Consider the following 21,823-nt stretch of genomic DNA (forward strand, 5'->3'; position numbering starts at 1 on the left):
GCGTTTTCCTGATCGTGGAGGGTTTCAAGGTCGCCGCGGGGACCGGCGTTGGTGGGCGCCACGGGTCAGCCCGCTGCGCCGGACGGGACGCGAAGCCCCTGGTAGTCGGCCGCCCAGCTCCGTGCCTGGTCAAGCTTCGCCCGGAGACGCGTCAGTTGTTCGGCGACTCGTTCCGGGGCGGTACCGCCAAACCCGGAGTGGGCCGCGAGGGCAGCTTCAAGGGTGAGGACCTCCCTGATATCCGGCGTCAGCCGCGAATCCACGGCAGCGAGCTGTTCATCAGTGAGGTCGTCGTAGTCCAGGCCGTGTGACTCGCAGAACCGCACCAGCGCTCCGGAAATCTCGTGCGCCTCGCTGAACGGAATTCCCTGCCGCGCCAGCCAGTCGGCAACCTCGGTGGCCAGGGTGTAGCCGGCGGTTGCCTGCCGGCGGACCTCCTCGACGTTGACCGAGAACGTCCGTACCAGGCCGGACAGGGCGGGCAGGGCGACCTCGATGGTCTCGACCGCGTCGATGACCGCGTTCTTGTCCTCGGCAAGGTCCCGGTTGTAGGCGAGCGGCAGCGACTTGACCGAAGCCATCAGCCCCATGAGGTCCCCCAGGACCCGGCCGGCCTTCCCCCTGGCGAGTTCGGCGATGTCCGGATTCTTCTTCTGCGGCATGATCGAGCTGCCTGTGCAGTAGGCATCGTCCATGGTGATCCAACGGAACTGCTGGGACGCCCAGGAGATGATCTCCTCGCAGAGCCGGGAGATATCGATGAGCGTCAGGGAGCAGACGAACAGGAACTCGATGGCGGCATCGCGGCTTCCCACGGCATCGATCGAGTTTTCCGCGCTCGAATCGTAGCCCTGGTCCAGGGCTGCGAGTTCCGGAGACAGGGCGAAGGTGGATCCGGCCAGCGCTGCCGCGCCAAGGGGCGAGACGGCTGCCCTGCGGTCCCAGTCCCGGAACCGGTCCAGGTCCCGGACCAGGGGTTGGGCGTGGGCCAGCAGCTGGTGCGCGAACACAACGGGCTGCGCCGACTGCAGGTGGGTGAATCCCGGGACCGGAGTGTGGAGGTGCCGGTCTGCTTGGGAGCCCAGCGCCTCGGCCAGTTCCACCAGGAGGTCGGCGATCAGCCGGACCTTGTCCCGCATGTAGAGCCGGAGGTCGTTGGCGGCCTGGTCATTGCGGGAGCGGCCGGCGCGGATCTTTCCGCCCACCGGACCCATGCGTTCGATCAGCAGCCGCTCCAGGAAGGTGTGGACGTCCTCGTCCGCTTCCTGCGGGTGGACCAGGTCCGCTTCAATGTCCCTGGCCAGGAGATCGATCGTGTCGAGGAACAGCGCGAGTTCGGCGTCATCGATGAGGCCCGACCGGTTGAGTTCGCGCACGTGGGCCCGGGAACCATGCAGGTCGTAGGGGGCCATCCGGAAGTAGCGCGGATCGGACCGTGAGAAGCGGGAGAGTTCGGGACTGGAGGCACCAGCAAACCGGCCGCCCCACAGCTTTGTCTGTTCTTGCATATGCGTCTAGCTCCTTGGGAAGACTGCCCGGGAAGTGATCCGTATCACTTCGTGCAACGAAAGTATTTCTGGGGTAAACCCTAACTGTCAATGATTTCCGCTTTGTTTCGCACCTATTAATTTGATGACGCCGATTTCGTGACACCGGTTTCAGAAGATAAATCATTGTGGCTGAGACACCGGTATCCTGACTACTCCTCCGCTCCAGGTGACCGGAGAACCTGGTGTTTGTTACGGGCCAGGAAGGCGCGACGAAGCGCCCGGGCACGCTGAAAGTAAGAGGACGCCACGCGGTGCAGGAGCCCTCGGAGGAGCTGCCCTGCCGTTACGCGCCTGCGGGAATTTTCGCCACGGAGCCACGCTCCGTGAACGTGGCCGGCAGCAGATGGTCCCTCTGGTCCGGACCCGAGTGCTCGATCCGGCCAACCAGGACCTCCGCCGCCTTCAGCCCCAACTCATAAGCGGGCAAGGCAACGGCCGTCACCTCGGGGCTGCTGACGGTCATCCACTCGGCGTCGTCCAGGCAGACCAGGGAGATGTCCCGGGGAACCTCCATGCCTGCCTCCCGGAAGGCTTGGAACGCCGGCAGCGCCAGGCGGCTGTAGGAGGCAATGACGGCGCTGGGCCGGTCAGGGCGGCGGAGGAGGGAGGCAACAATTTCGTGGGCCCGCTCCGGGGACATGGCGTCGGAGATGAACTCGTACCGGATCCCCGCTGCCCGGGCGGCCGTGCGGACGGCGCGCACCCTGTCCGCGATGGTGGAAATGGGCAGCGGATGCCCGGATTCCAGCTCCTCCGGCGTCTTTGTGGTGGCCGAAAGGAACACGATGTTCGTGTGGCCGCGGCCGATGAGGTACTCGATGACAGCGGTGGCGTCGGCATAGCAGTCAGTCCCCACCCAGTCGGCTTCCACATTGTCCGGGCGCCGGTCGAAGAGGACCAGCGGCCGGCCCATCCGCACCACGTCCAGCAAATGCGCGGAATCGCTTCGGCTCGTGGAGGCTACGATCAACCCATCCACCCGCTTGTCCAGGAACACCTGGACGGCCGCCCGTTCCGCGTCCAGATTCTCGTCCGTATTTGCCAGGATGACGTCGAACCCGGCTGCCTTCGCGGCATCGGTCATGCCCCGGACGGCTTTGGCGAAGTGGGGATTCTCGATGTCACTGATGACCACCCCGATGGTGTGCGAGCGTCCGGAGCTCACGCTCCGGGCCAGGGCGTTCCCCCGGTAACCCAACGCTTCGGCAGCAGCCGCCACCATCGACTGCAGCTCATGGCTTACCGAGCCGTAGCCGCCGAGCGCCCTGGCCGCGGTGGACCGGGAGACGCCGGCCATGCGCGCGACATCCAGCAAGGTAGCGCTGCCATACCGTCGAGATTCCATTCAAGAAATTTACCCCAGAATTTTCGGCCGGATGGAAAATGGGCCTATTGACACCGGTTTCATTGATATGTTTCGCAGCAGTTGTCAGCTCTTCTCCGGGAAGCGCTGGCCTCCCGCCGTGGCCCAGCTCCGGCCGCCCACGCTCCGGCCGGCCGAGGACCGGCACGCACGGGGTGATCTCAAGATTCGCGCAATTAATCCCCGTCATGGATAAATCCCCTTCCCCGCCGCAGCACAGGTCCCTATGGTGTTCAGACAAGCTCGCCCAAGGGGGTCCCTCTTGAAATTCACGGATGAATCTTCAGGCACAAGCTGCAACGCATCGGATGCGGCAGAGCACGCAGGCATAGCCAAACCAGCGGTGTCCAAGGAGCAGCGAACGGCGGCACCGGCCGCCCACCGGCGGCCTGTCCCTGCTCCCCCACGCACCAAGCTCACACCCATCCAGGGCCAGCCTTCCAGGGCACGGAACCGGGAGCATGAGGTACGGCGCCTGATCCACGATCTGGCCGCCCTCGCGTCAAGGCAGTGCCCGCAGTAGTTACCAGCCCGGCACCCCGGGCTGGGAGCCGGGCTTAGTCCAGCGCCCAGGCCGCGGCGGCGTCGGCCCCGCCGGTTTTCCTGCGCCGCCTGAGCACGAGCACAAGGAGCGCAGCACTGGCGAGGAGCCCAACACCCGCCACAGCGGCAACTGCCGCAACGGGCACGTTGAAGGACGCCTTGGCAACAACCGCACCGTCTGACGCGCCGCCGTCGGCCGCTGCTTCCGCTGGCTCGTCCCCACCCGTGGCGGGGGCCGCAACAGCGCCGGCCTGTCCGGCGTCGAGCACTGTCAGCGATCTGCTCCGCCTGTTGACCACCACCACGGACCCGTCAGCCCGCTGGGCCATGCGGCCCGGATCATCGCCGGCGGCAACCGTCTGCGCGGCGGCAGCACCGGCCGCGATGACGGACACATTATCGTCCATGCTGTTGGTCACGTACACGGTCCCGTCCGCGGCGGCCAGGACCTCCTGCGGCGCCTGGCCTACGGGGATCCGCCGCGCCACCGTGGTCCCGCCCGGTTCGATCACCGCCACATCGGCGGTCATGATGTTGGCAACGTAGACGGTCCCGTCCGGCGCGACGGCAATCCCGTGCGGGTGGGCCCCGGCTTGCACGTCGATGGTGTGCGACGGCCACGGCGCACCGGCCGGAATCACGGTCACGGTGCCTGCGGCTTCGTTAACGGCGTAGGCTGTCCCGTCCTTGGCCACCGCCAGCCTCACCGGATGCGGGCCGGCCTGGATGGTCCGCTGGACCCACGCGTCGCCCGGCTTGACGACTGACACCGAGTGCTCGTCCGGATTCACCACGTACAGCGATCCCTCCGGGCCCACGGTCAGCCAGTGGGTCCCGGAAGACACCTTTCATCACCAGGAAAACCTCGCCGGCGCCCGGGGCAACAACGCCGATCTGGGACTGGGCGCCCTCGCTTTGGGACACGTACAGGGTCCCGTCGGCGGTCACCGCCAGCGAGGTAGGGCCGCGCCCGGTCTTGATGGTGCGGGACGGTGCGGTCTCCCCGGGCGCGTAGGCGTTGACAACCCCGGCATAGGCGTCGTCGCTGACGTACAGGGTGCCGTCCGGTCCGGTGGCAATGCCCAGGGGCTGGCCGACGGCGTCAAGCGACTTGGCGTCGGCGGCAGCGGCAGGCGGGGGCCACGACGGCGGAGGCCAGGACCAGCGCGGCGCCGGCCAGCAGTGCCATCCCGGCAGAAGAGACCGCGCCGGCGGCACGGCGAAGCGGCTGATGGATCACGATATTCCCCCAAATTCCTGCCGACCCCCGCGGCAGTCCTCCGATCCTACCTACGCGGCGCAGCAGACCCAGTGGCGGGCCGCACCCCCATCAGGAAGCCTTGCCGCCCGGACCGGCCGGGGCACGGCATCAAGCGGCACCAGGCCGCTCCTGGCGCCCGGGTGGGGCCCGTCGTCGTACCCTCCGCCGCCGGCCCTAAACTGAAGTCCGAACCCTGCCGCCGACTTTCCCATGACAGGACCGCGCCCATGACCCTCGTCCTCCACAACGTCCGCCCCTGGGGCGGGGACGCCGCCGACGTGACGCTCGACGGCGGGGTGATCACCGCCGTCGGCCCCGTTGCCGTGGAAGGGGCTGCTCCAGGGGACCCGGGCTCCAAGCCCGCCGCCACCGTGGACGGGCGCGGCCGGATCCTGCTGCCGTCTTTCTCCGACGTCCACGTCCACCTCGACTCCACCCGGCTGGGGCTGCCGTTCCGCCCGCACACCGGAACGCCCGGGGTGTGGAACATGATGCTCAACGACCGGAACAACTGGCGCGACGCCGAAGCGTCCATCACCGAGCGGGCCACGCACACCCTGGGCGCGATGATCGGGCGCGGCACCACCCGGGTGCGCAGCTACGCGCAGGTGGACGCCGACGCCGGGCTGGAACGCTTTGAGGCGGTCCTCGCCGCCCGGGAAACGCACCGCAGCCGGGCGGACGTCGCGGTGATCTCGTTCCCGCAGGCCGGGCTGCTTCGGGAGCCGGGAAGCGCCGAGGTACTGGAGGAGGCGCTGAAGCTCGGCGCGGACGTGGTGGGCGGGATCGACCCCTGCGCACTGGACCGCGACCCGGTCCGGCACCTGGACATCGTCTTTGGCCTGGCCGAAAAGTACGGCAAACCCGTGGACATCCACCTGCACGAGCCGGGCCAGCTGGGCCTGTTCAGTACCCAGCTGATCCTGGAACGCACCAAGGCGCTGGGCATGCAGGGGCTGGTGACCATCTCGCATGCCTTCTGCCTCGGTGAGCTGCCGGACGCCCAACTCGACGAGCTCCTGGCGGACATGGCCGAGCTGGACGTCTCCGTGGCAACGGTTGCGCCCGCGTCCCCGCTGCCGCTGGAACGGCTCACCGCCGCCGGCATCCGGGTGGGCCTGGGCGAGGATGGCCAGCGCGACTACTGGTCCCCCTACGGCAACGCGGACATGCTGGACCGGACCTGGCAGCTGGCGTTCACCAACAAGTTCCGGGCGGACGGGCTGATCGAGCACTGTGCGGCCGTGGCCACCATCGGCGGGGCAAGCATCATCGACCCCGCGGCACAGCGGCTTGGTTCCGTGGCGGACCGGCCCGGCCTGGCAGTGGGCGACCCCGCGGAACTGGTGCTGCTGGAGGGCGACACCGTCACCGCCGCCGTGATGGACAAGCTCCCCGGCCGCACGGTGATCCACCGCGGCACCGTGGTGGCGGACGGGCTGCAGCTGGCCTGAGCTACTCCCCCATGCCAGGATGCACCGGAACGTAGTCCACGGTGTTGCCGGAGTTGGTCCGGCCGGCAGGGGCACGGTTGAACCCCCGCGCGTCGAGCCCGTTCTTGGCCCGGAATTCCGCGAGCGCAGCATCGTAGGCGTTGTTGAGGGTCCGGCCGGAGAATTCACCGGTGCTGCCATCGGCGAAAGCGATCCGGATGCGGATACCGGCCGGGTAGTGCCGGCTCATCCGGATAAAGCCTTCGGCGTCCTGGTGCAAGGTAATCAAGGGGGCTGCTTTCGCTCGTGGGATCAGCCTCAAGTCTGCCACCCCTCCGCGACGCCCGACGGCGGCACCCCGGGTTCCGCGGGCGGCGACGGTCCGGCGCATACTGGAAGAGCCGCCCCACCACGCGCGCATCCCCTCCGGACCCGGACCCCGAAAGGCACCCGCATGCCCGCCAGCACCTCCCCCGCCAATCCGGCCAAGCTGCACCTGGTGCTCATGCTGGTCCTGACGTTCTCCACCGGGGTGCTCGACGCCGTCGGCTACCTGGGCCTGGACCGCGTGTTTACGGCGAACATGACCGGCAACGTGGTGATCCTGGGCATGGCCCTGCTGGGCGCGGACAACCTCCCCATCCTGGGCCCCATCGGTGCCCTGGCCGGGTTCATGACCGGCGCCCTCATCGCGGGACGGGCACTGCGGCCTACCAAGTCCGGCTGGAACCACCGCACCACCGTCCTGCTGGCGGGCGTCAGCACCGTCATGGCGGCCGTGGCCATCCTCCTGCTCAGCGGCGCGAACCCCAGGAGCAGCGAAACCGCCACCGTAGCCATCACCGGCACCCTGGCCGTTGCCATGGGCGTGCAGGCCGCCACCGCCCGGCACCTGAACGTCAAGGACGTCCCCACCGTGGTGGTCACCTCCACCATCACCGGCCTGGCGGCCGATTCCCACCTTGGCGCCCGCACGCACCCCTTCTGGGGCCGGCGCCTTGCCGCAGTGGGCCTGATCATGGCAGGAGCCGCGGTCGGCGCGGGCTGCGTGCATCTCCACCTGGGCCTCGGGGTCCTGCTGACAGCGCTGCTCACGCTCGGCGTGGCACTGTTCGGACGGACCACCGTCCCCAAACACGGGCACGAAGTGGCCACGCCGGCAGCCACCCGGGTCCCGCCGTCGTGAGCCGTGGCCCAACGAACCCCGCCTGACCTACCGCCGGTCTGGGGCGGGGGCAGCGACGGCCGGAGCCACGGCGCCGCCCTGGTCCCACCAATCCAGCACCCTCATTGCGGTGAATGTCAGCCACTTGGACGGCTGGCCCGGTGGAACGTCCGTTTCGAACCAGACCCGGCCGGGGTGGCGCCGCTCCTGGACCCACGTGCCGTCAGCTTGCCGGGCGGACCTGACCAACGAAACGGCCTCCGCCAGCCGCGGATCGGGCGCCGCGGCGTCGTGCAACGCGGCGGCGCGGAAGTAGTCCAGCGCATTCAACGCACTGTAAAACCAGCGAAACGGATAGACGAACCGCGACGCCCAGGTCGCCACAGGCTCGCCCGTGGTTTTCCGGTACAGCAACCGCCGCTCCAGGAGATACTCCTGGCCACGGTTCCTGGCGGCCCGGAGCTCCCTTGACCCGCCAATGGCTGCCTCGTAGGACAACAGGCCTTTGAGGGAATTGATTGTTGAATGGAACGAGGACCGCGTTGACCCTTCCACCCACTCGCAGTTCCAGCCGCCGTCGTCCTGCTGATGCTCCAGGAACCACTCGGCAAGCCCGGCCACGTCCGCACCCAGCCACGCGCCGTTGGCCAGGGTGAATGCGTTGATGCAGCAATCCACTTCGCCGTCCCAGTACGGCAGGTTCTCGTATTCCCACCGGCTGTTGGCGGCAAGCTTTTCGGCGGTACCGCGGAGTGCGTCCGCCTCCAGCCCCCACTCACGCAGCATGTTCAAGGACCAGGTGGTGGCGGTGTACGGCTGACCGGCGTCGGCCGAGGCCTCCAGGCCTTCGAAGTCAAAGTCCGCCGGGAAGTAGGCGCCACCGGCCCACTGCCCGTCCGGGTCTTGCAGCGTCAAGAGCCTGGCCCCGAAACCCTCCGTCCGGACTTTGGCCCGGGTGGCTTCCCAGTTGGACGGCGGGGCGCCTCCCAGGTCCCTTTGCACCTGCCATCGCAGGGCGGGATCGGAGTCGAGCAGCCAGTCCAGCAATTCAGGGTCCACGGCCATAGCGGGGAGACTACCACGGCCCGGGACTGGGCTGTTTGAAGTCCAGCGCCGCGGCCGGGGTGTGGACTATTTGAGGCTCAGCGCCACCACAAGGCCGATAACCACGGCGGCCACAACCCCCAGCGAAATGTAGAGTCCGGCCTTCATCGAGCTCTTCTGCACCGTGGCTCCGGCGTTGGGGAGCGCTTCCTGCCATGCCTTGATGGCGTCCAGGCCCTGGTAGTAGGCGAACATCATGGCGGCTCCGCCGGCCGCGCCCGCCACGGCACCCAGGCCGCCCGCGCCGCTCATGGCGGCTCCGGCGGAACCGGTGCGGCTCAGGCCGGTAGGGTCCGTGCGGCCATCCGCGCCGGCGGCCATCTCCGCGAGTTGCCAGGAGGACGGGCTGGGCGACAAGGACGCGCCCACGCCCACGATGTCGTACTTCCGGCCGTTCGCCGTGACCACCATCGTCCCCATACTCGTGAACCGGACCGCCGCCTGGGCTGCCGGCACGGAAAATACCGGCACCCCGTCAGCGTCATGCATGCTGAACGTTCCCGCGCTGTCCATGGCCACGATGGCAGGTACTGTCCTCGCTCCGTTGATCATGCTCTTGCGCCAGTAGAGCAAGGACTTCATCGGGGCCGCGGAAGCTGAGGGTGTTATCTCCATGACCACAGCTTAGGCGGCACCATCCCCTGCCCGCCCGCAGCCGGCATGGGGAGATCTTCCCTTGCCGGGCCGCCGGCCCGTACATCGGCACCCGGGGCGCGCGCCGTCGTCGTACGTCCTTCCGGGCCGCTATTTAAGTTTTGGCACCAGCACCGGCGTGTTTTTCTTGTACGCCTCGTAGTCCGGCTGGCCGCCCCACTTCTTGTCCGCCTTCTTCTCCAGGGGCGGGACGCCACTGCCCTTGGTGAGCAGCAGGGCCACGAACACCGGGGAGATCAGCGCGGCCCACTGCCAGCCCTGGAGTACGGGCAGCGCGATGATGGCCACCCCCACCCACAGGGTGATTTCGCCGAAGTAGTTCGGGTGGCGGGACTTTGACCACAGGCCGGTATTGATGAAGCGTCCCTTGTTGGCGGGATCTGCCTTGAACCGGTTCTTCTCAATATCCGCCAGGGTTTCCACCGTGATGCCCGCGGCCCACACCAGCAGGCCCACCCAGAAGAACCCGTCCAGGCCAACCTTTTTGTCCGACGTGATGGCCACCCATGCCAGCGCCGCCGTGAGCACCACCCACAGGCCCTGGATGGTCCAGGTGTTCAGGAAGCGGAGGAAGTCCGGCTTGAGCTCATCGAACCGGTCATCCTTGCCGTGCTTGCTGATCCGCAGGAACAGGAAGCTGCCCAGGCGCGCGGCCCACAGCACCACCATGGCCGCCAGGAGCAGGCCGCGTGCATCGACGCCGGGGGAAGCCAGCACCAGGAACACGGTGATGGAGATGTAGGTAAGGGCCCCGGTGAGGTCATAGAACTTCTCGGTCTGCGCCTTGAAGCTGGGGATGAACACCAGCCACTGGATCACGAACGCCGCGGCAACCCCCAGCGCAAACACCGGGAACCCGCCAATCCGGGAACCTCCCTGGCTTCCGGCGAGGGCGATGAGGACCGCCACCACCACGGCGATGACAGTACTGACGAGCGCCTTGCGGCTGCTTCCATTCACGGACAGGCTCCTTTCCCGGGGCCCCAGCGCGATCCTGCGCTGACGATACCCTCTTATCCTGCTAGTCTCTCATGTATTCAAATCTATTTGATCACTAGAGGACAATAACTACAATATGGGAAGGCCAAGGAGGAGGACCCGTGGACGCACCGCAGCACCATCCGGCCACCGCCGCGCTCCAAAACTTGTTCAACCTCGCCAATGAGACAGAGCGCGAGGTGGCCCGCCATCTTGAACTGAACCTCACGGACTACCGGGCACTTAGCGCCCTGCTCCAGTCCGGACCGCTCACCGCCGGCGCCCTCGGGGAAACTTTGGGCGCCACCGCGGCCACCACCACCGCCATTGTCGGCCGGCTCGAAGCCCGCGGCTACGCTGAACGCCTGCGCTCCGCCGAGGACAGGCGGCATGTCCATGTCAGTGCCACCCCCGCCGCTGCCGACAGGATCCGGCACCTGATGCTCCCCCTCATGGATGCCACCAACCGACACATCCACACGCTCCCCGCGGACGAACAGGCAGCCATCGCCGGATTCCTGGACGTCGCCTTGACCCTCATGCAGGACCATCTGCATTCCCTTTCCGAGAAGGACACCCCGTGAGAGAGTTCACCTCGCCGCCCCTGGCCGACCTGTCCACCCACCGGAACGCCACCGATCTTCTAATGCACCGGTACCGCACCTCCCCGGAGCACGTCGCTTTCGAGGTGCGGGCCAACGGTGCCGACATCACCGCCCCCTGGCGCCAGGTGACCACCCGGCAGTTCGATTCTGAGGTCCGGGCCCTTGCCAAGGGCCTGATCGCGGCCGGCCTGCAACCCGGCGAAACCATGGCCATCATGTCCCCCACCCGGTACGAATGGGCGGTGGCCGACATGGCGGCGTGGTTCGCGGCCGCCGTCGTGGTCCCCATCTACGAAACCTCCGCCCAGCCCCAAGTGACCGCCGTGCTGTCCGACGCCGACGTCCGCCTGGCAATTGCCGGCACCACAGCGCACGCCGCGCTGCTGGAGCAAGGGTACGCCCGGACGGGAACTCCAAACTTGGGCATTTGGACCATGGATGCCCGCCCCGGCGCTGACCTTCAGGCGCTGGTGGAACTGGGCACCGACGTTCCGGACGGGGACGTGGAGGAACGGCGCCTGCTGCCGGACCAGGAGTCCGTGGCCACGATCGTCTACACCTCGGGCACCACCGCAGACCCGAAGGGCGCGTTGATCACCCATGGCAACTTTGTGGGCCAGATCCTCAACGTCGGCGCCGCCTACACCAGCGTGGTCCGCGAGGGCGGCAACACCATCATCTTCCTGCCCATGGCGCACGTCCTGGCCCGCGGCCTGCAGCTCATCTGCCTGGCCAACGGCATGCGCATCGCACACCTCGCCGATCCCCGTGAAGTGGTGCCGGCCCTGGGCGCCCTCAAGCCCACGTTCCTGGTGGTGGTGCCCCGCGTCCTGCAGAAGATCCAGGCGTCCGCGGCGGCCGCTGCGGCGCAAAAGCACCTGGGCCGGGTCTGGGCGCTGGCGCAGCGCACCGCGGTGGAATGGGGCAGGTTCGCGGAAGCGCACGACGCCGACCCCGGCGTGCGTGCCCCGCTGGGCCTGCGGGCCCGCCGGGCCGTGTTCGACCGTGTTTTTTACGCGCGTCTCCGCGCGCTGGTGGGCGGACGCCTTGACTACCTGCTGTCCGGCGCCGGCGCACTGGACACAGAATTGTCCCTGTTCTTCCGGGGCCTCGGCCTGCCCGTCATCGAAGGCTACGGACTCACCGAAACCACAGCCCCGCTCACCGGCAATCTTCCCGGCTCCATCCATTCCGGGTCCGTGGGCGTCCCCATGCCCGGCACCACCGTACGGATCTCCGATCAGGGCGAAGTGCTGGCCAGCGGGGTGGGCGTGTTTGCCGGGTACCGCCGCGTTTCCGACAACGACGAAGCGTTCGTGGACGGGTTTTTCCGTACCGGGGACCTGGGCGAACTGGACTCCCACGGCCGGCTCACCCTCAAAGGCCGCATCAAGGACGTGATTGTGACCGCCGGCGGCAAGACCGTCACACCCGCCATCTGGGAAGGCTATGTGGAGGGCGATCCCCTGGTGGCCCACGCCATCATGGTGGGCGAAGGCAAGCCCTACCTTGGCGGCCTGGTGCTGCTGGACCCGGAGTCCGTGACGGCGTGGGCCGAGCGCGAAGGCATTGCAGACCTTAGCGGGCTCAAGATTCCGGATGACGGCGGCGCCGTCCGGATCGAGGACGCCCGGCTGCTCAGCGTGGTGGGCAAGGCGGTCAGTGCCGCAAACGCCCGGCTGGCCCGGTCCGAACAGGTGCGCAAATTTGTCCTGCTGCTGGCGGACCTCAACGAAGCGCACGGCAATGTCACGCCCACGATGAAACTCAAACGCACCGTGTTTGCCGAACGCGCCCGGCATTTCGTGGACCACCTGTACACCGATTCAAGGAGCCAAGCATGAACCCCCGCACCAAGAACTGGCTGACCGCCTACGTTGTCAGTGCCGTGATTTTCGCCGTCCTGGACGTGGCGTGGATCCTGCTGGTGGCCAACCCGCTGTACCAGAACCAGATCGGCGGCCTGCTCGCTCCCAAGGCCAACCTGGCCGGGGCCGTGCTGTTCTATGTCATCTTCGTCGCCGGAATGGTGCACTACGGCGTCCGCCCCAACACCCCCGACGCCTCGGTACGCCAGCGCGTCACGGGAGCAGCCTTGTTCGGGTTCTTCACCTACGCCACGTGGGCGCTGACCGGGTTCGCCGTGCTGAAGGATTTCCCTGCCCTGGTGGCCGTCACGGACATCCTTTGGGGAGCCGCGGCCTGCAGCATCGTCACCTGGGCCACCGCCGCCTTGCTGCGGCGCCGGCTCGCCCGCCCTGCCGCAGCCTGAGTCTTCGTGGCGCCCGCGTCACGGACAGCACGCTTTAGACCCAGGAACGGCGGCGGAACCCCGTAAAGCCGGGACCCGCCGTCGTCCGCCCCTGCTAAAGCCTGCCCTGCGTGACGCGGGACGGCGCGCAGGGCTCACCCGAACAGCGCCGCCACCTGGGTCAGCGTCTGGAACACCCCGTACGCCAGCGGGATCCCCACCAGGATCCAGCCCAGGACCAGCCTGCCGGTGGACCTTTGGACCGGTTCCTGCCCGCTGTGGGTATGTGCTGTGGTCATCTCAGGCCTCCATGGCTGGTTCGTGCCGCGCGGGGCGGGGTTCGTGGAATCGGGCGTCGACGGGGGTGACCAGCAGGTTGGCCACGAAGCCCACCACCAGCAGGGCCACCATGGTCAGCAGGGCCGGCTGGTAGGACGCGCCGGTCAACTGGCCCGGTTTCCCCTGCGCGTCCAGGATGCCATTGACGATCAGCGGACCGGCCACCCCGGCCGCTGACCAGGCCGTCAGCAGCCGGCCGTGGATGGCGCCCACCTGGAACGTCCCGAACAGGTCCCGCAGGTACGCCGGGGCAGTGGCGAAACCGCCGCCGTAGAACGAAATGATCAGGAACGCCAGCACCACATAGAGGAACGTGGCCGTGGCACCGGCCAGCGCCAGCACGGTGTACAGGACCGCGCCGACGCCCAGGTACACCATGTAGATCCGCTTGCGGCCGGTGATGTCCGAGGTGGCGGACCAGGCGAACCGCCCTGCCATGTTGCCGATGGACAGCAGCCCCACGAAGCCCGCGGCAACGCCGGCGCTGACCAGGGAGCCGCCGTCGGCCTTCCGGAAGAAGTCCTGGATCATGGGCGCCGCCTGCTCCAGGATGCCGATGCCGGCGGTGACGTTGCAGAACAACGCCACCCATACCAGCCAGAACTGCCGGGTCTTGATGGCGTTCTTGGCGGAGACGTTCTCCGTGGTGACCAGCTTGGCGGCCTTGACCTTGGCGGGGTCGAACCCGGCCGGGCGCCAGCCGTCTGCGGGGACCTTGATGGTGAAGGCGCCGAACAGCATGTAGGCGAGATAGACGACGGCGAGCGTCAGGAAGAGCTTCCCCACGGCATCGCCACTGGCCACCCAGCCCTGCGCACCGGAGTTGGGATCGTAGGCCTTGAGCAGGGCCTGGGACACGGGGCTGGCGATCAGCGCGCCGCCGCCGAAGCCCATGATCGCCATGCCGGTGGCCAGGCCGGGGCGGTCCGGGAACCATTTAATGAGCGTGGACACCGGCGAGATGTAGCCAATGCCAAGCCCGATGCCGCCCACCACGCCGTAACCCAGGTAGACCAGCCAAAGCTGGTGCGTGAAGATGCCCAGGGAGCCGACCAGGAAGCCGCCCACCCAGAACATGGCCGAGGTGAACATCGCCTTCCGCGGACCGTTCCGGTCCACCCACGTGCCCATGACCGCGGCGGAGAGGCCCAGCATCACGATGGCGATGGAGAAGATCACCCCGATCTCGGTCAAGCTGGCGCCGAAATGCTTGACCAGCGCGGTTTTGTACACGCTGGTGGCATAGGCCTGGCCAATACAGAGGTGGACAGCGAGCGCTGCCGGCGGGACAAGCCAGCGGTTGAAGCCCGGCGGGGCGATGGTTCGGTCACGGTCCAGGAAGCCCATGATGATGATTCCCTTGCTCGGTGGAAGACGACGGTGTCCAGCGGCGAAGGGCCCGGCCCGTTGCCTCCGGCAATCATCATGCAAATCATCAGCAAACGTACTGTTGGCGCGCCGACCGGTAGTGAATATACGGCGAGCGGCACCACGGGACGCGCCTCAAGCCGCCGAACGTCCGGTGAACTCTGCATGAACGGACCCCGGTTTGGGCCCGGGCCGTAACCTCGCCGTGATCTACTGGTGAACGCGAAATATACCGACCAGTAACTTACGGTCCGGCGATCGGCCCATCGTGGGGGGCGTGCCCGCTTCGCCGTCCTCCATGACGGACAAGGAATCTGACGTGAATCTTTCCAGACGCCGCTTCTTCGCAGCGGGCACCGCGGCTGCCACCACCCTGGCCGCCGGAAGCACCCTGCGGGCAGCCGCCGCGGCCCCGCCGGCCCTCCCGGCTCCCGGTGACTCCGGCATCGAGCACATCGTCGTGGTAATGATGGAAAACCGCTCCTTCGACCACTTCCTCGGCTGGCTGCCCGGGTCCGACGGCACACAGTCCGGACTGACCTTCCGGGACCGCTACGGCATCCCGCACTCCACCTACCACCTGACCGACTTCCAGGGCTGCGGCCACCCGGATCCTGACCACTCCTACGAGGGCGGCCGGATCCAATACAACAACGGCAAGAACGACGGCTGGCTCCGGGCCGGCGAAAACGACGAGTTCGCCGTGGGCTACTACGGCGCCGAAGACCTGGACTTCTGGCGTCAGGCCGGCCCCGACTGGACTGTCTGCGACCGCTACTTCGCCGCGACGATGGCCGAGACCTACCCCAACCGGTTCTACCAGCACGCCGCCGCCACCGACCGAATCCACAACTCCACCGCCACCAGTACCCTTCCCACGATTTGGGACCGGCTGGCCAGCGCAGGCGTATCCGGTAAGTACTACTACGGCGACATCCCGTTCACCGCACTCTGGGGAGCCAAGTACCAGGGCATTTCCCACCCCTATGCGGAGTTCCTCGCCGACTGCTCCGCCGGGGCGCTGCCGGCGGTGTCCTTCGTGGATCCACGGTTCACCGACGAAGGCTCCGGGACCTCCGGCGATGACCACCCGCACGCCGATATCCGCTCCGGAGAAACGTTCCTGGCCGAGGTCTACAACGCCGTGACGTCAGGGCCGGGCTGGGCCACCACCCTGCTGGTGGTCAACTACGACGAATGGGGCGGCTTCTACGACCATGTGCCCCCGGCCACCGCCCCGGACACCAACCCGGACACCGCCCTGCGGGGCTTCCGGGTGCCGTCCCTGGTGGTCTCGCCCAGGGCGCGGCGCCGGTACGTCGCCCACGATGTCTACGACCACACCTCGGTCCTGAAAGCGATCGAATGGCGCTGGAACCTGGCGCCCCTCACACAGCGTGACCAGGCCGCCCGCAATATTGCAGAGGTCCTGGACTTCGGCACCCCTGCCAACCTGGCCGCCCCGAGATACCTCGTTCCGCCATTCGTGGCCGGCCCCGCCTGCTCCCCGGTGGGTCCGCCGCCGGAAGAGGAATGGTCTGGACTGAAACAGAAAGCACTCGCCGACGGATGGAAACTCCCGTGACAATGAAACTCCGTGCCGCCGCAGCGGCCATCGCCGTGTTCGCCGCCGCCATCGTCGGCGGGGCGGCAACGCCGTCACAGCCGGCCGCCGCAGCCCCCGCTCCCGCCACCGCGCCGGCGGCCTCCAGCTACCTGCCCGGCGCCAACCACGTCTTCGTCATCAACCTCGAAAACAAGGGCTACGACGAAACCTGGGGCCCGGCGTCGGCCGCTCCTTATCTTTCCCAGACCCTGCGCAGCCAAGGCGTCCTGCTGAACCAGTACTACGGCACGGCGCACAACTCCCAGCCCAACTACGTGGCGCAGATTTCCGGCCAGGGACCCAACCCGCAGATGCAGGCCGACTGCCAGACCTACACCCCGTTCGTCGGCAGCGGCACCGCCAGCCCCGGCCAAGCAGTCGGCGACGGCTGCGTGTTCCCGGCCAGCGTTCCCACGGTGGCCGGGCAGCTCAAAGACGCCGGGAAATCCTGGAAGGGGTACATGGAGGACATGGGCACCCCTTGCCGGCACCCGGCATTGGGCGCCGTCGATGACACCCAGAAAGCCAAGGTGGGCGACCAGTACGCCGCCCGCCACAACCCGTTCGTCTACTTCGCCGGGATCACCGGCTCACCGGACTGCGCCACGAACGACGTCGACCTCTCCGCCTTGCAGACGGACCTCGCCTCGGCTGCCACCACGCCCAACCTGTCCATGATCACGCCCAACCTTTGCCACGACGGACACGACTCCCCCTGCGTGGACGGGCAGCCCGGCGGCCTGGCAAGCGCTGACGCCTGGCTCAAGCAATGGGTTCCGGTCATCACCAACTCTCCGGCGTTCAAGCAGGACGGCGTCCTGGTGATCACCTTCGACGAATCCGACGGGCCCCAGTCGGACGCCAGTGCCTGCTGCGGCGAAGGCCCGGGCCCGAACGCGGCCCTGCCAGGCATCACGGGCATGGGCGGCGGACGCGTCGGCGCGCTGGTCCTCTCCCCCTTCACGAAGGGCGGAACCTGGTCCACCACGCCGTACAACCACTACAGCCTGCTCGCCAGCATCGAGGACACCTTTGGGCTGCCGTACCTGGGGTACGCCGGGACGCCCGGGCTCAACCGGTTTGGCCTGGACGTGTACAACGCGGGGGTCTGAGCCTGACCGGGGCTGCATGCCTCCCCTCGAATGGACCCGGCAAACGGACTGCAGTGCAGCGTTTGCCGGGTCCATTGCTGTTCCGCGGCCGATGCGTTATGGCGACGTTAGGAAAGGGTGGCGGCGAGGCGCATAGTTAGGAGATGACAAGCCCTTACACCCGCGGCGACTCCTTCAGCAGCGAGGCTTCCCGGAAGCACATCAGGCAGGCGCTCACGGACTACGGGGCAACGGACATCCTGTTCACCCAGCGAGGGGACCGGAGCGCTGTGGCTTTTAGGGGGACCGGACGGCAATTCCGGATTGTCATGCCATTGCTGCAGTCCGACGGCGCCCTGGCCATTCGTGGCGACATCGCGGACAGCCGGGTCCACGAAGCCAACGCGAAAATCCTCGAACGCGCTAACCGCAAATCATGGCATGCCCTGGCCCTGGCCATTGACGCCAAACTCGGAGCCGTGGCCGCGGGAATCGCCTCCCTCGAATCGGAATTCCTGGCCCACGTGGTGCTCCCCGGAAACCACACCGTGCTGGACGAACTCGCATCCGTAATTGATTCCGCCTACCGTTCCGGCCGGCGTCCGACCTTCGGCGGGCCGGTTCCGCATCCCGGCCCGGAAGAGTCGCTGATGAGCGTAGACTCAAAGTATCTCGGGACATCGTGACAGGACATCCGTTGCCCCGAAAATGAGCCCGATTCCCGGTTGCCTTCCACGGCCGCCGGCGCGCGCCGTACCGAGTAGCCTCGACGCCGGCACAGCAGGGAATCGGTACGACGAGGGGCCGCACCACAACACCGGCCGGAACGGGTTAACACCGTTCACCTCCACTGCAGCCGATCCGGCCCCGGATCCCCTGCCCCAGCCACTCCGCCCCGCGTCCCGGGATCCGGCAGTGCACCCTTCAGAACGCTGGTAGACACCATGACCACCATCCAAGACTCTGTTATACGCGCCGACTCGGCGCTATCGGTCAGCGGAGTCCTCGCATCCGCGTTGCCACCGAACCTGGGCACCGCCCAAGGCCCCACGCGGTACACCGTTCCGGCGGTATTCTCCCGCCGGCCGCAGCCCCGCGAAATCGAGCTGCTGCACGGCGAAGCGACGAAACAACGCCTGGCCGACGCCGGGTACAGCGATGTGGAACTCCGCGTCTCAGACCGCCGCCTCCTGATCACCAACACCAACCTGGTGGACCTCAAAGCAGGCCTGGCCCATCTTGTAGGCGTGATCCTGCGCGACATTTCAGCCCAGGCCGCCCAGGAACGGACCCACCGAACCGACGAACTCGAAGCGTTGGGCCTGGTGGAAGAAGAGCGCCTTGAGTCGCTGCGCAAGGCGGCCGCAGACATCCACTTCGATTAAGCCTTTCCTCCTCGTGTGCCGGCTGCGTAAACCGCGGCCGGCACCGGCGCATCCCGGGCCTGGGGGCGTCCTTGACACCATTACGAAAGGCACACCCCATGACTGACATCAGTATTCGCGACCAGTGGAACCTGCTTCCCGCTCCGGTCACCCAATGGCTGCTGGCGAACCCAGGCTGCATGATTCTGCCACGGACAATTTCCGCCCAGATCAGTGCAGCCGCCGGCGAGGGAGCCAACGGAGATCCCCACGGTGAGACCACGCTGTCCCGGGAGGACGTGGACTTTATCAGGATGAAATCCCATGAGGCCGGGCCGAATCCGGATTACACGTTCTTCGACTCCGTGCAGCCGTAGCTGGTCCCGGGGTACTGCCGCCCGGCGGCGGTACCCCGGCCCGCGCGTCACTCCGACCTAAGACGTCAGAGGGTGGCCAGGGCTCCCTTGGCGCTTTCCACCAGGACATGGGTTCCCGCCTCGACGTAGACCACCTCACCATCAATCTGGCAGGGCACCGTATCGCTGGTGGAGAAGGCATAGCGGCTGACGCTCGGTTGATGCCCCAGCCCCAGGGTGACCGCGCGGAGCGTCATCAGGGCCATCTTCATCAACCCGGCGTGGGGCAGCGTCACCACCTCGAACCGCCCATCGTCCGGGTAATGCGACTCGCTGACGGTGCCGTACTTGGCCATGCGTGAGACGTTGGCCAGGATCAGGCTGTCGAACCGGGCGGTGGCCCCGTCATCTCGGACAAGTTCGAAGGGCTTCAACCTCGAGAGCGTGCGGGCCACGGAGACGAGCTCCAGGACCTTACCCTTGCCGCCCTGTTCAATGCCGATGGCCATCAGCGAGGTCAGCCCGAACCCCACGTAGGAATGCGCGTACAGGACCCGTTCCTGCGTTCCGGTGCGGAGCGTGATCCGCAGCAGGTCAATGCGCCGGCCCACACCGGCTGACACTGCTTCCGCGAAGGTTCGCACCGGCAGGCTTCGGTAGTGGTCGTTGGCATTTCCGGCGGGAATGACGGCGCAGACGGCCTTGCTCCCGGGCACGTCCATCACGCCGTTGACCACCTCGTTGTACCCGCCGTCCCCGCTGACGGAAAGGATGAGCGGCACACCCCGGCGCGCCTCGCCCCGGGCAAGTTCACGGGCGTGGCCGGCAAATTCCGTTGGCAACAGGTGAACGGGCAGCCCCGGCAGGTCGGTGGCCAGTTCCCGCTGCAACGCCTCGATCCGCTGGCCCATTCCAGGCCGGCCGGGATTGAAGATCAGGACGGCACGGTCGAAAGGTGCGGCAGGTGCTCCGTCATCAGCCATGGCGTACGTGTTCTCCGGGTTCCTGGTGCGGGTGGCTCCAGCCTAACCCGCGGCCTTGGTTTCCGACGGCCGGTTCGGATGGCAGAGTGGGACGATGAGTGGACAACCCGCCGGGCAGGCACGCATGGACGCGGACGTGATCATCATTGGTGGCGGGTTGGCCGGGCTGGTGGCCTGCAACGAGCTGGTCCGTGCGGGAAAGCGCGTCGCCATCCTGGACCAGGAGAATCAGGCCAACCTGGGCGGCCAGGCGTTTTGGTCGCTGGGCGGGCTTTTCCTTGTGGACACCCCCATGCAGCGCCGGCTGGGCGTTAAGGATTCCTTCGAGCTGGCGTGGCAGGACTGGCAGGGCTCAGCGCAATGGGACCAGCTTTCCGGACCGCACCCGGACGACGAGTGGGCCGCGCAGTGGGGCCGCGCCTACGTGGAGTTCGCCGCCGGCGACAAGCGCGCCTGGCTGCAGGAGCAGGGCATCCGGTTCACGCCGCTGGTGGGCTGGGCCGAGCGCGGCGATGGCAGGGCCGGCGGCCACGGCAACTCGGTCCCCCGCTTCCACGTCCCGTGGGGCACCGGCACCGGGGTGTCCGAACCGTTCGCGGACAAGGCGCGGGAGGCGGCCGCGGCGGGCAGCGTCACGTTCTTCTTCCGGCACCGGGTGGACGGTTTAACGTACGACGGCGGTACGGTCACCGGGGTGCGTGGCGCAGTGCTGGCACCTGATGCGTCGCCGCGTGGGGTGTCCTCCAACCGGGGTATTGTTGGGGACTTTGAGTTGCGGGCGCAGGCTGTGGTGATCGCTTCCGGCGGGATCGGCGGCAACCATGAGCAGGTGCGGCGCTGGTGGCCGGACCGGCTGGGGACACCGCCGCGCAGGATGGTCACCGGGGTGCCGCAGCATGTGGACGGGCGGATGCTGGACATCGCCGACGGGTCCGGAGTCCGGCTGGTGAACCGGGACCGGATGTGGCATTACACCGAGGGGATCCAGAACTGGAATCCCATCTGGCCGGACCACGCCATCCGGATCCTGCCCGGCCCCTCCTCATTGTGGTTCGATGCTCTGGGCCGGCGGCTCCCCTCCCCCGGCCTGCCCGGTTACGACACGCTGGGCACCCTCCGCTTGCTGCGGACCACCCCGGACATCCAGCAGTACGACCATTCCTGGTTCATCCTCAACCAGCGGATCATCGAAAAGGAGTTCGCCCTTTCCGGCTCCGAACAGAACCCGGACATTACCAACCGGGACCTCAGGCTGCTGCTGAAGACCCGGCTGGGCCGGGGCGCGTCCGGTCCCATCGAGGCGTTCAAGGAGCACGGCGCGGACTTTGTGGTGGCGGACAACCTGCCGGACCTGGTCCGCGGCATGAACGGGCTCACCGCGGAACCGCTGCTGGACGGTGCGCTGCTGCGGCGCCAGATCGGGGAACGCGACGCCGAGATCCGTAATGCCTATTCCAAGGACGCCCAGGTGGCGGGCATCCGCAACAGCCGCCGCTACCTGGGTGACCGGCTCTTCCGGACAGTGAAGCCGCACCGGATCCTGGATCCGAAGGCGGGCCCGCTGATCGCGGTGCGGCTCCACGTCGTCACCCGGAAAACGCTCGGCGGCATCCAGACGAATTTGTCCGGGCAGGCCCTCGGCCAGGAAGGCGCCCCCATTCCCGGGCTGTACGCCGCCGGGGAGGCCGCCGGGTTCGGCGGCGGCGGCGCCCACGGATACAACGCCCTCGAGGGCACCTTCCTGGGCGGCTGCATCTTCACCGGCAGGACGGTGGGGCGTTCCCTGGCCCGGACGTTGTAGCCGCGCAT

The 21,823-nt window shown here is 67.7% G+C and carries 22 protein-coding genes; 11 read left to right on the plus strand and 11 right to left on the minus strand.

What is annotated here, in order from left to right:
• Positions 1 to 65: 65 nt before the first annotated feature.
• The 4 genes from argH to DC347_RS21975 form a co-directional block, all read right to left on the minus strand.
• Positions 66 to 1,508 carry an argininosuccinate lyase gene (gene argH / locus DC347_RS15700; protein ID WP_109863586.1) on the minus strand — a complete coding sequence of 481 codons (1,443 nt, stop codon included), beginning with the start codon at positions 1,506 to 1,508 and terminating at the stop codon, positions 66 to 68.
• A gap of 325 nt (positions 1,509 to 1,833) precedes the next feature.
• Positions 1,834 to 2,895: a LacI family DNA-binding transcriptional regulator gene (locus DC347_RS15705; RefSeq protein ID WP_109863587.1), complete on the minus strand. Its 1,062-nt coding sequence runs from the start codon at positions 2,893 to 2,895 to the stop codon at positions 1,834 to 1,836.
• A 575-nt stretch (positions 2,896 to 3,470) separates the two neighbouring features.
• Positions 3,471 to 4,301 (minus strand): YncE family protein, encoded by an 831-nt coding sequence (locus DC347_RS15710; protein ID WP_240617815.1) that lies wholly within the window; start codon positions 4,299 to 4,301, stop codon positions 3,471 to 3,473.
• Between the two features lie 257 nt (positions 4,302 to 4,558).
• Positions 4,559 to 4,696: a hypothetical protein gene (locus tag DC347_RS21975; protein ID WP_240617816.1), complete on the minus strand. Its 138-nt coding sequence runs from the start codon at positions 4,694 to 4,696 to the stop codon at positions 4,559 to 4,561.
• A 248-nt stretch (positions 4,697 to 4,944) separates the two neighbouring features.
• On the opposite strand from DC347_RS21975, the gene DC347_RS15715 reads away from it, so the two are divergent.
• Complete coding sequence (locus tag DC347_RS15715; RefSeq protein ID WP_109863588.1) at positions 4,945 to 6,171, plus strand: amidohydrolase; 1,227 nt, start codon at positions 4,945 to 4,947, stop codon at positions 6,169 to 6,171.
• A 1-nt stretch (position 6,172) separates the two neighbouring features.
• Here the strand turns inward: DC347_RS15715 and DC347_RS15720 are convergent, their stop codons facing one another.
• On the minus strand, positions 6,173 to 6,439 hold the full coding sequence (locus DC347_RS15720; RefSeq protein ID WP_026264667.1) for a hypothetical protein: 267 nt from the start codon (positions 6,437 to 6,439) through the stop codon (positions 6,173 to 6,175).
• A gap of 165 nt (positions 6,440 to 6,604) precedes the next feature.
• On the opposite strand from DC347_RS15720, the gene DC347_RS15725 reads away from it, so the two are divergent.
• Positions 6,605 to 7,336, plus strand: a complete 732-nt coding sequence (locus DC347_RS15725) for a YoaK family protein (protein WP_109863589.1) — start codon at positions 6,605 to 6,607, stop codon at positions 7,334 to 7,336.
• Between the two features lie 27 nt (positions 7,337 to 7,363).
• Here the strand turns inward: DC347_RS15725 and DC347_RS15730 are convergent, their stop codons facing one another.
• From DC347_RS15730 to DC347_RS15740, 3 genes are all read right to left on the minus strand, one after another.
• On the minus strand, positions 7,364 to 8,380 hold the full coding sequence (locus tag DC347_RS15730; protein ID WP_109863590.1) for a squalene cyclase: 1,017 nt from the start codon (positions 8,378 to 8,380) through the stop codon (positions 7,364 to 7,366).
• 66 nt (positions 8,381 to 8,446) lie between these two features.
• Positions 8,447 to 9,034, minus strand: a complete 588-nt coding sequence (locus tag DC347_RS15735; RefSeq protein ID WP_240617817.1) for a hypothetical protein — start codon at positions 9,032 to 9,034, stop codon at positions 8,447 to 8,449.
• Positions 9,035 to 9,163: 129 nt separating this feature from the next.
• Complete coding sequence (locus DC347_RS15740) at positions 9,164 to 10,033, minus strand: DUF1295 domain-containing protein (RefSeq protein ID WP_018762072.1); 870 nt, start codon at positions 10,031 to 10,033, stop codon at positions 9,164 to 9,166.
• Between the two features lie 140 nt (positions 10,034 to 10,173).
• Between DC347_RS15740 and DC347_RS15745 the strand changes: the two genes are divergently transcribed.
• From DC347_RS15745 to DC347_RS15755, 3 genes are read left to right on the plus strand one after another with little or no spacing between them, the layout of a single operon-like run.
• On the plus strand, positions 10,174 to 10,635 hold the full coding sequence (locus DC347_RS15745) for a MarR family winged helix-turn-helix transcriptional regulator (RefSeq protein ID WP_109863592.1): 462 nt from the start codon (positions 10,174 to 10,176) through the stop codon (positions 10,633 to 10,635).
• Positions 10,632 to 12,500, plus strand: a complete 1,869-nt coding sequence (locus DC347_RS15750; RefSeq protein WP_165838051.1) for a long-chain fatty acid--CoA ligase — start codon at positions 10,632 to 10,634, stop codon at positions 12,498 to 12,500. The genes DC347_RS15745 and DC347_RS15750 overlap by 4 nt, the downstream gene beginning before the upstream one ends.
• The gene (locus DC347_RS15755; protein WP_109863593.1) at positions 12,497 to 12,928 is read left to right on the plus strand and encodes a DUF2177 family protein; all 432 of its coding nucleotides are present in this window, start codon (positions 12,497 to 12,499) and stop codon (positions 12,926 to 12,928) included. The genes DC347_RS15750 and DC347_RS15755 overlap by 4 nt, the downstream gene beginning before the upstream one ends.
• Before the next feature lie 134 nt (positions 12,929 to 13,062).
• Here DC347_RS15755 and DC347_RS21705 read toward each other — a convergent pair whose 3' ends face one another.
• Together DC347_RS21705 and DC347_RS15760 are read right to left on the minus strand one after the other, a co-directional pair.
• Positions 13,063 to 13,206: a hypothetical protein gene (locus tag DC347_RS21705; protein WP_018762076.1), complete on the minus strand. Its 144-nt coding sequence runs from the start codon at positions 13,204 to 13,206 to the stop codon at positions 13,063 to 13,065.
• A gap of 1 nt (position 13,207) precedes the next feature.
• Positions 13,208 to 14,593 carry an OFA family MFS transporter gene (locus tag DC347_RS15760; RefSeq protein ID WP_109863594.1) on the minus strand — a complete coding sequence of 462 codons (1,386 nt, stop codon included), beginning with the start codon at positions 14,591 to 14,593 and terminating at the stop codon, positions 13,208 to 13,210.
• A 340-nt stretch (positions 14,594 to 14,933) separates the two neighbouring features.
• On the opposite strand from DC347_RS15760, the gene DC347_RS15765 reads away from it, so the two are divergent.
• The 5 genes from DC347_RS15765 to DC347_RS15785 all read left to right on the plus strand — a co-directional run bounded on the left by DC347_RS15765 (position 14,934) and on the right by DC347_RS15785 (position 19,052).
• Entirely contained in the window at positions 14,934 to 16,199 is a 1,266-nt protein-coding gene (locus tag DC347_RS15765) for an alkaline phosphatase family protein (RefSeq protein ID WP_018762078.1), read from the plus strand.
• Positions 16,200 to 16,201: 2 nt separating this feature from the next.
• Positions 16,202 to 17,332 (plus strand): alkaline phosphatase family protein, encoded by a 1,131-nt coding sequence (locus DC347_RS15770; RefSeq protein WP_109863595.1) that lies wholly within the window; start codon positions 16,202 to 16,204, stop codon positions 17,330 to 17,332.
• A 143-nt stretch (positions 17,333 to 17,475) separates the two neighbouring features.
• Positions 17,476 to 17,997 carry a hypothetical protein gene (locus DC347_RS15775; protein ID WP_018762080.1) on the plus strand — a complete coding sequence of 174 codons (522 nt, stop codon included), beginning with the start codon at positions 17,476 to 17,478 and terminating at the stop codon, positions 17,995 to 17,997.
• Positions 17,998 to 18,255: 258 nt separating this feature from the next.
• Positions 18,256 to 18,696 carry a hypothetical protein gene (locus tag DC347_RS15780; RefSeq protein WP_240617818.1) on the plus strand — a complete coding sequence of 147 codons (441 nt, stop codon included), beginning with the start codon at positions 18,256 to 18,258 and terminating at the stop codon, positions 18,694 to 18,696.
• Positions 18,697 to 18,794: 98 nt separating this feature from the next.
• On the plus strand, positions 18,795 to 19,052 hold the full coding sequence (locus DC347_RS15785; protein WP_109863597.1) for a hypothetical protein: 258 nt from the start codon (positions 18,795 to 18,797) through the stop codon (positions 19,050 to 19,052).
• Between the two features lie 65 nt (positions 19,053 to 19,117).
• On the opposite strand, the gene DC347_RS15790 is transcribed toward DC347_RS15785, so the two are convergent.
• Positions 19,118 to 20,014 carry a diacylglycerol kinase family protein gene (locus tag DC347_RS15790; protein ID WP_109863598.1) on the minus strand — a complete coding sequence of 299 codons (897 nt, stop codon included), beginning with the start codon at positions 20,012 to 20,014 and terminating at the stop codon, positions 19,118 to 19,120.
• Between the two features lie 124 nt (positions 20,015 to 20,138).
• Here DC347_RS15790 and DC347_RS15795 point away from each other — a divergent pair, with 124 nt between their 5' ends.
• Positions 20,139 to 21,815: an FAD-binding dehydrogenase gene (locus DC347_RS15795; RefSeq protein ID WP_109863599.1), complete on the plus strand. Its 1,677-nt coding sequence runs from the start codon at positions 20,139 to 20,141 to the stop codon at positions 21,813 to 21,815.
• Positions 21,816 to 21,823 lie beyond the last annotated feature (8 nt).

Source organism: Pseudarthrobacter sp. AG30, from assembly GCF_003116525.1.
In the GTDB taxonomy this organism is placed as follows: domain Bacteria; phylum Actinomycetota; class Actinomycetes; order Actinomycetales; family Micrococcaceae; genus Arthrobacter.

Excerpts from the sequence above, each read along its gene's own strand:
- DC347_RS15715 (WP_109863588.1), top strand. The coding sequence starts at position 4,945 with ATGACCCTCGTCCTCCACAACGTCCGCCCCTGGGGCGGGGACGCCGCC.
- DC347_RS15735 (WP_240617817.1), bottom strand. The coding sequence starts at position 9,034 with ATGGAGATAACACCCTCAGCTTCCGCGGCCCCGATGAAGTCCTTGCTC.
- DC347_RS15755 (WP_109863593.1), top strand. The coding sequence starts at position 12,497 with ATGAACCCCCGCACCAAGAACTGGCTGACCGCCTACGTTGTCAGTGCC.
- DC347_RS15790 (WP_109863598.1), bottom strand. The coding sequence starts at position 20,014 with ATGGCTGATGACGGAGCACCTGCCGCACCTTTCGACCGTGCCGTCCTG.
- DC347_RS15770 (WP_109863595.1), top strand. The coding sequence starts at position 16,202 with ATGAAACTCCGTGCCGCCGCAGCGGCCATCGCCGTGTTCGCCGCCGCC.
- DC347_RS15705 (WP_109863587.1), bottom strand. The coding sequence starts at position 2,895 with ATGGAATCTCGACGGTATGGCAGCGCTACCTTGCTGGATGTCGCGCGC.
- DC347_RS21705 (WP_018762076.1), bottom strand. The coding sequence starts at position 13,206 with ATGACCACAGCACATACCCACAGCGGGCAGGAACCGGTCCAAAGGTCC.
- DC347_RS15760 (WP_109863594.1), bottom strand. The coding sequence starts at position 14,593 with ATGGGCTTCCTGGACCGTGACCGAACCATCGCCCCGCCGGGCTTCAAC.
- DC347_RS15725 (WP_109863589.1), top strand. The coding sequence starts at position 6,605 with ATGCCCGCCAGCACCTCCCCCGCCAATCCGGCCAAGCTGCACCTGGTG.
- DC347_RS15775 (WP_018762080.1), top strand. The coding sequence starts at position 17,476 with ATGACAAGCCCTTACACCCGCGGCGACTCCTTCAGCAGCGAGGCTTCC.
- DC347_RS15780 (WP_240617818.1), top strand. The coding sequence starts at position 18,256 with ATGACCACCATCCAAGACTCTGTTATACGCGCCGACTCGGCGCTATCG.
- DC347_RS15795 (WP_109863599.1), top strand. The coding sequence starts at position 20,139 with ATGGACGCGGACGTGATCATCATTGGTGGCGGGTTGGCCGGGCTGGTG.
- DC347_RS15785 (WP_109863597.1), top strand. The coding sequence starts at position 18,795 with ATGACTGACATCAGTATTCGCGACCAGTGGAACCTGCTTCCCGCTCCG.
- argH (WP_109863586.1), bottom strand. The coding sequence starts at position 1,508 with ATGCAAGAACAGACAAAGCTGTGGGGCGGCCGGTTTGCTGGTGCCTCC.
- DC347_RS15730 (WP_109863590.1), bottom strand. The coding sequence starts at position 8,380 with ATGGCCGTGGACCCTGAATTGCTGGACTGGCTGCTCGACTCCGATCCC.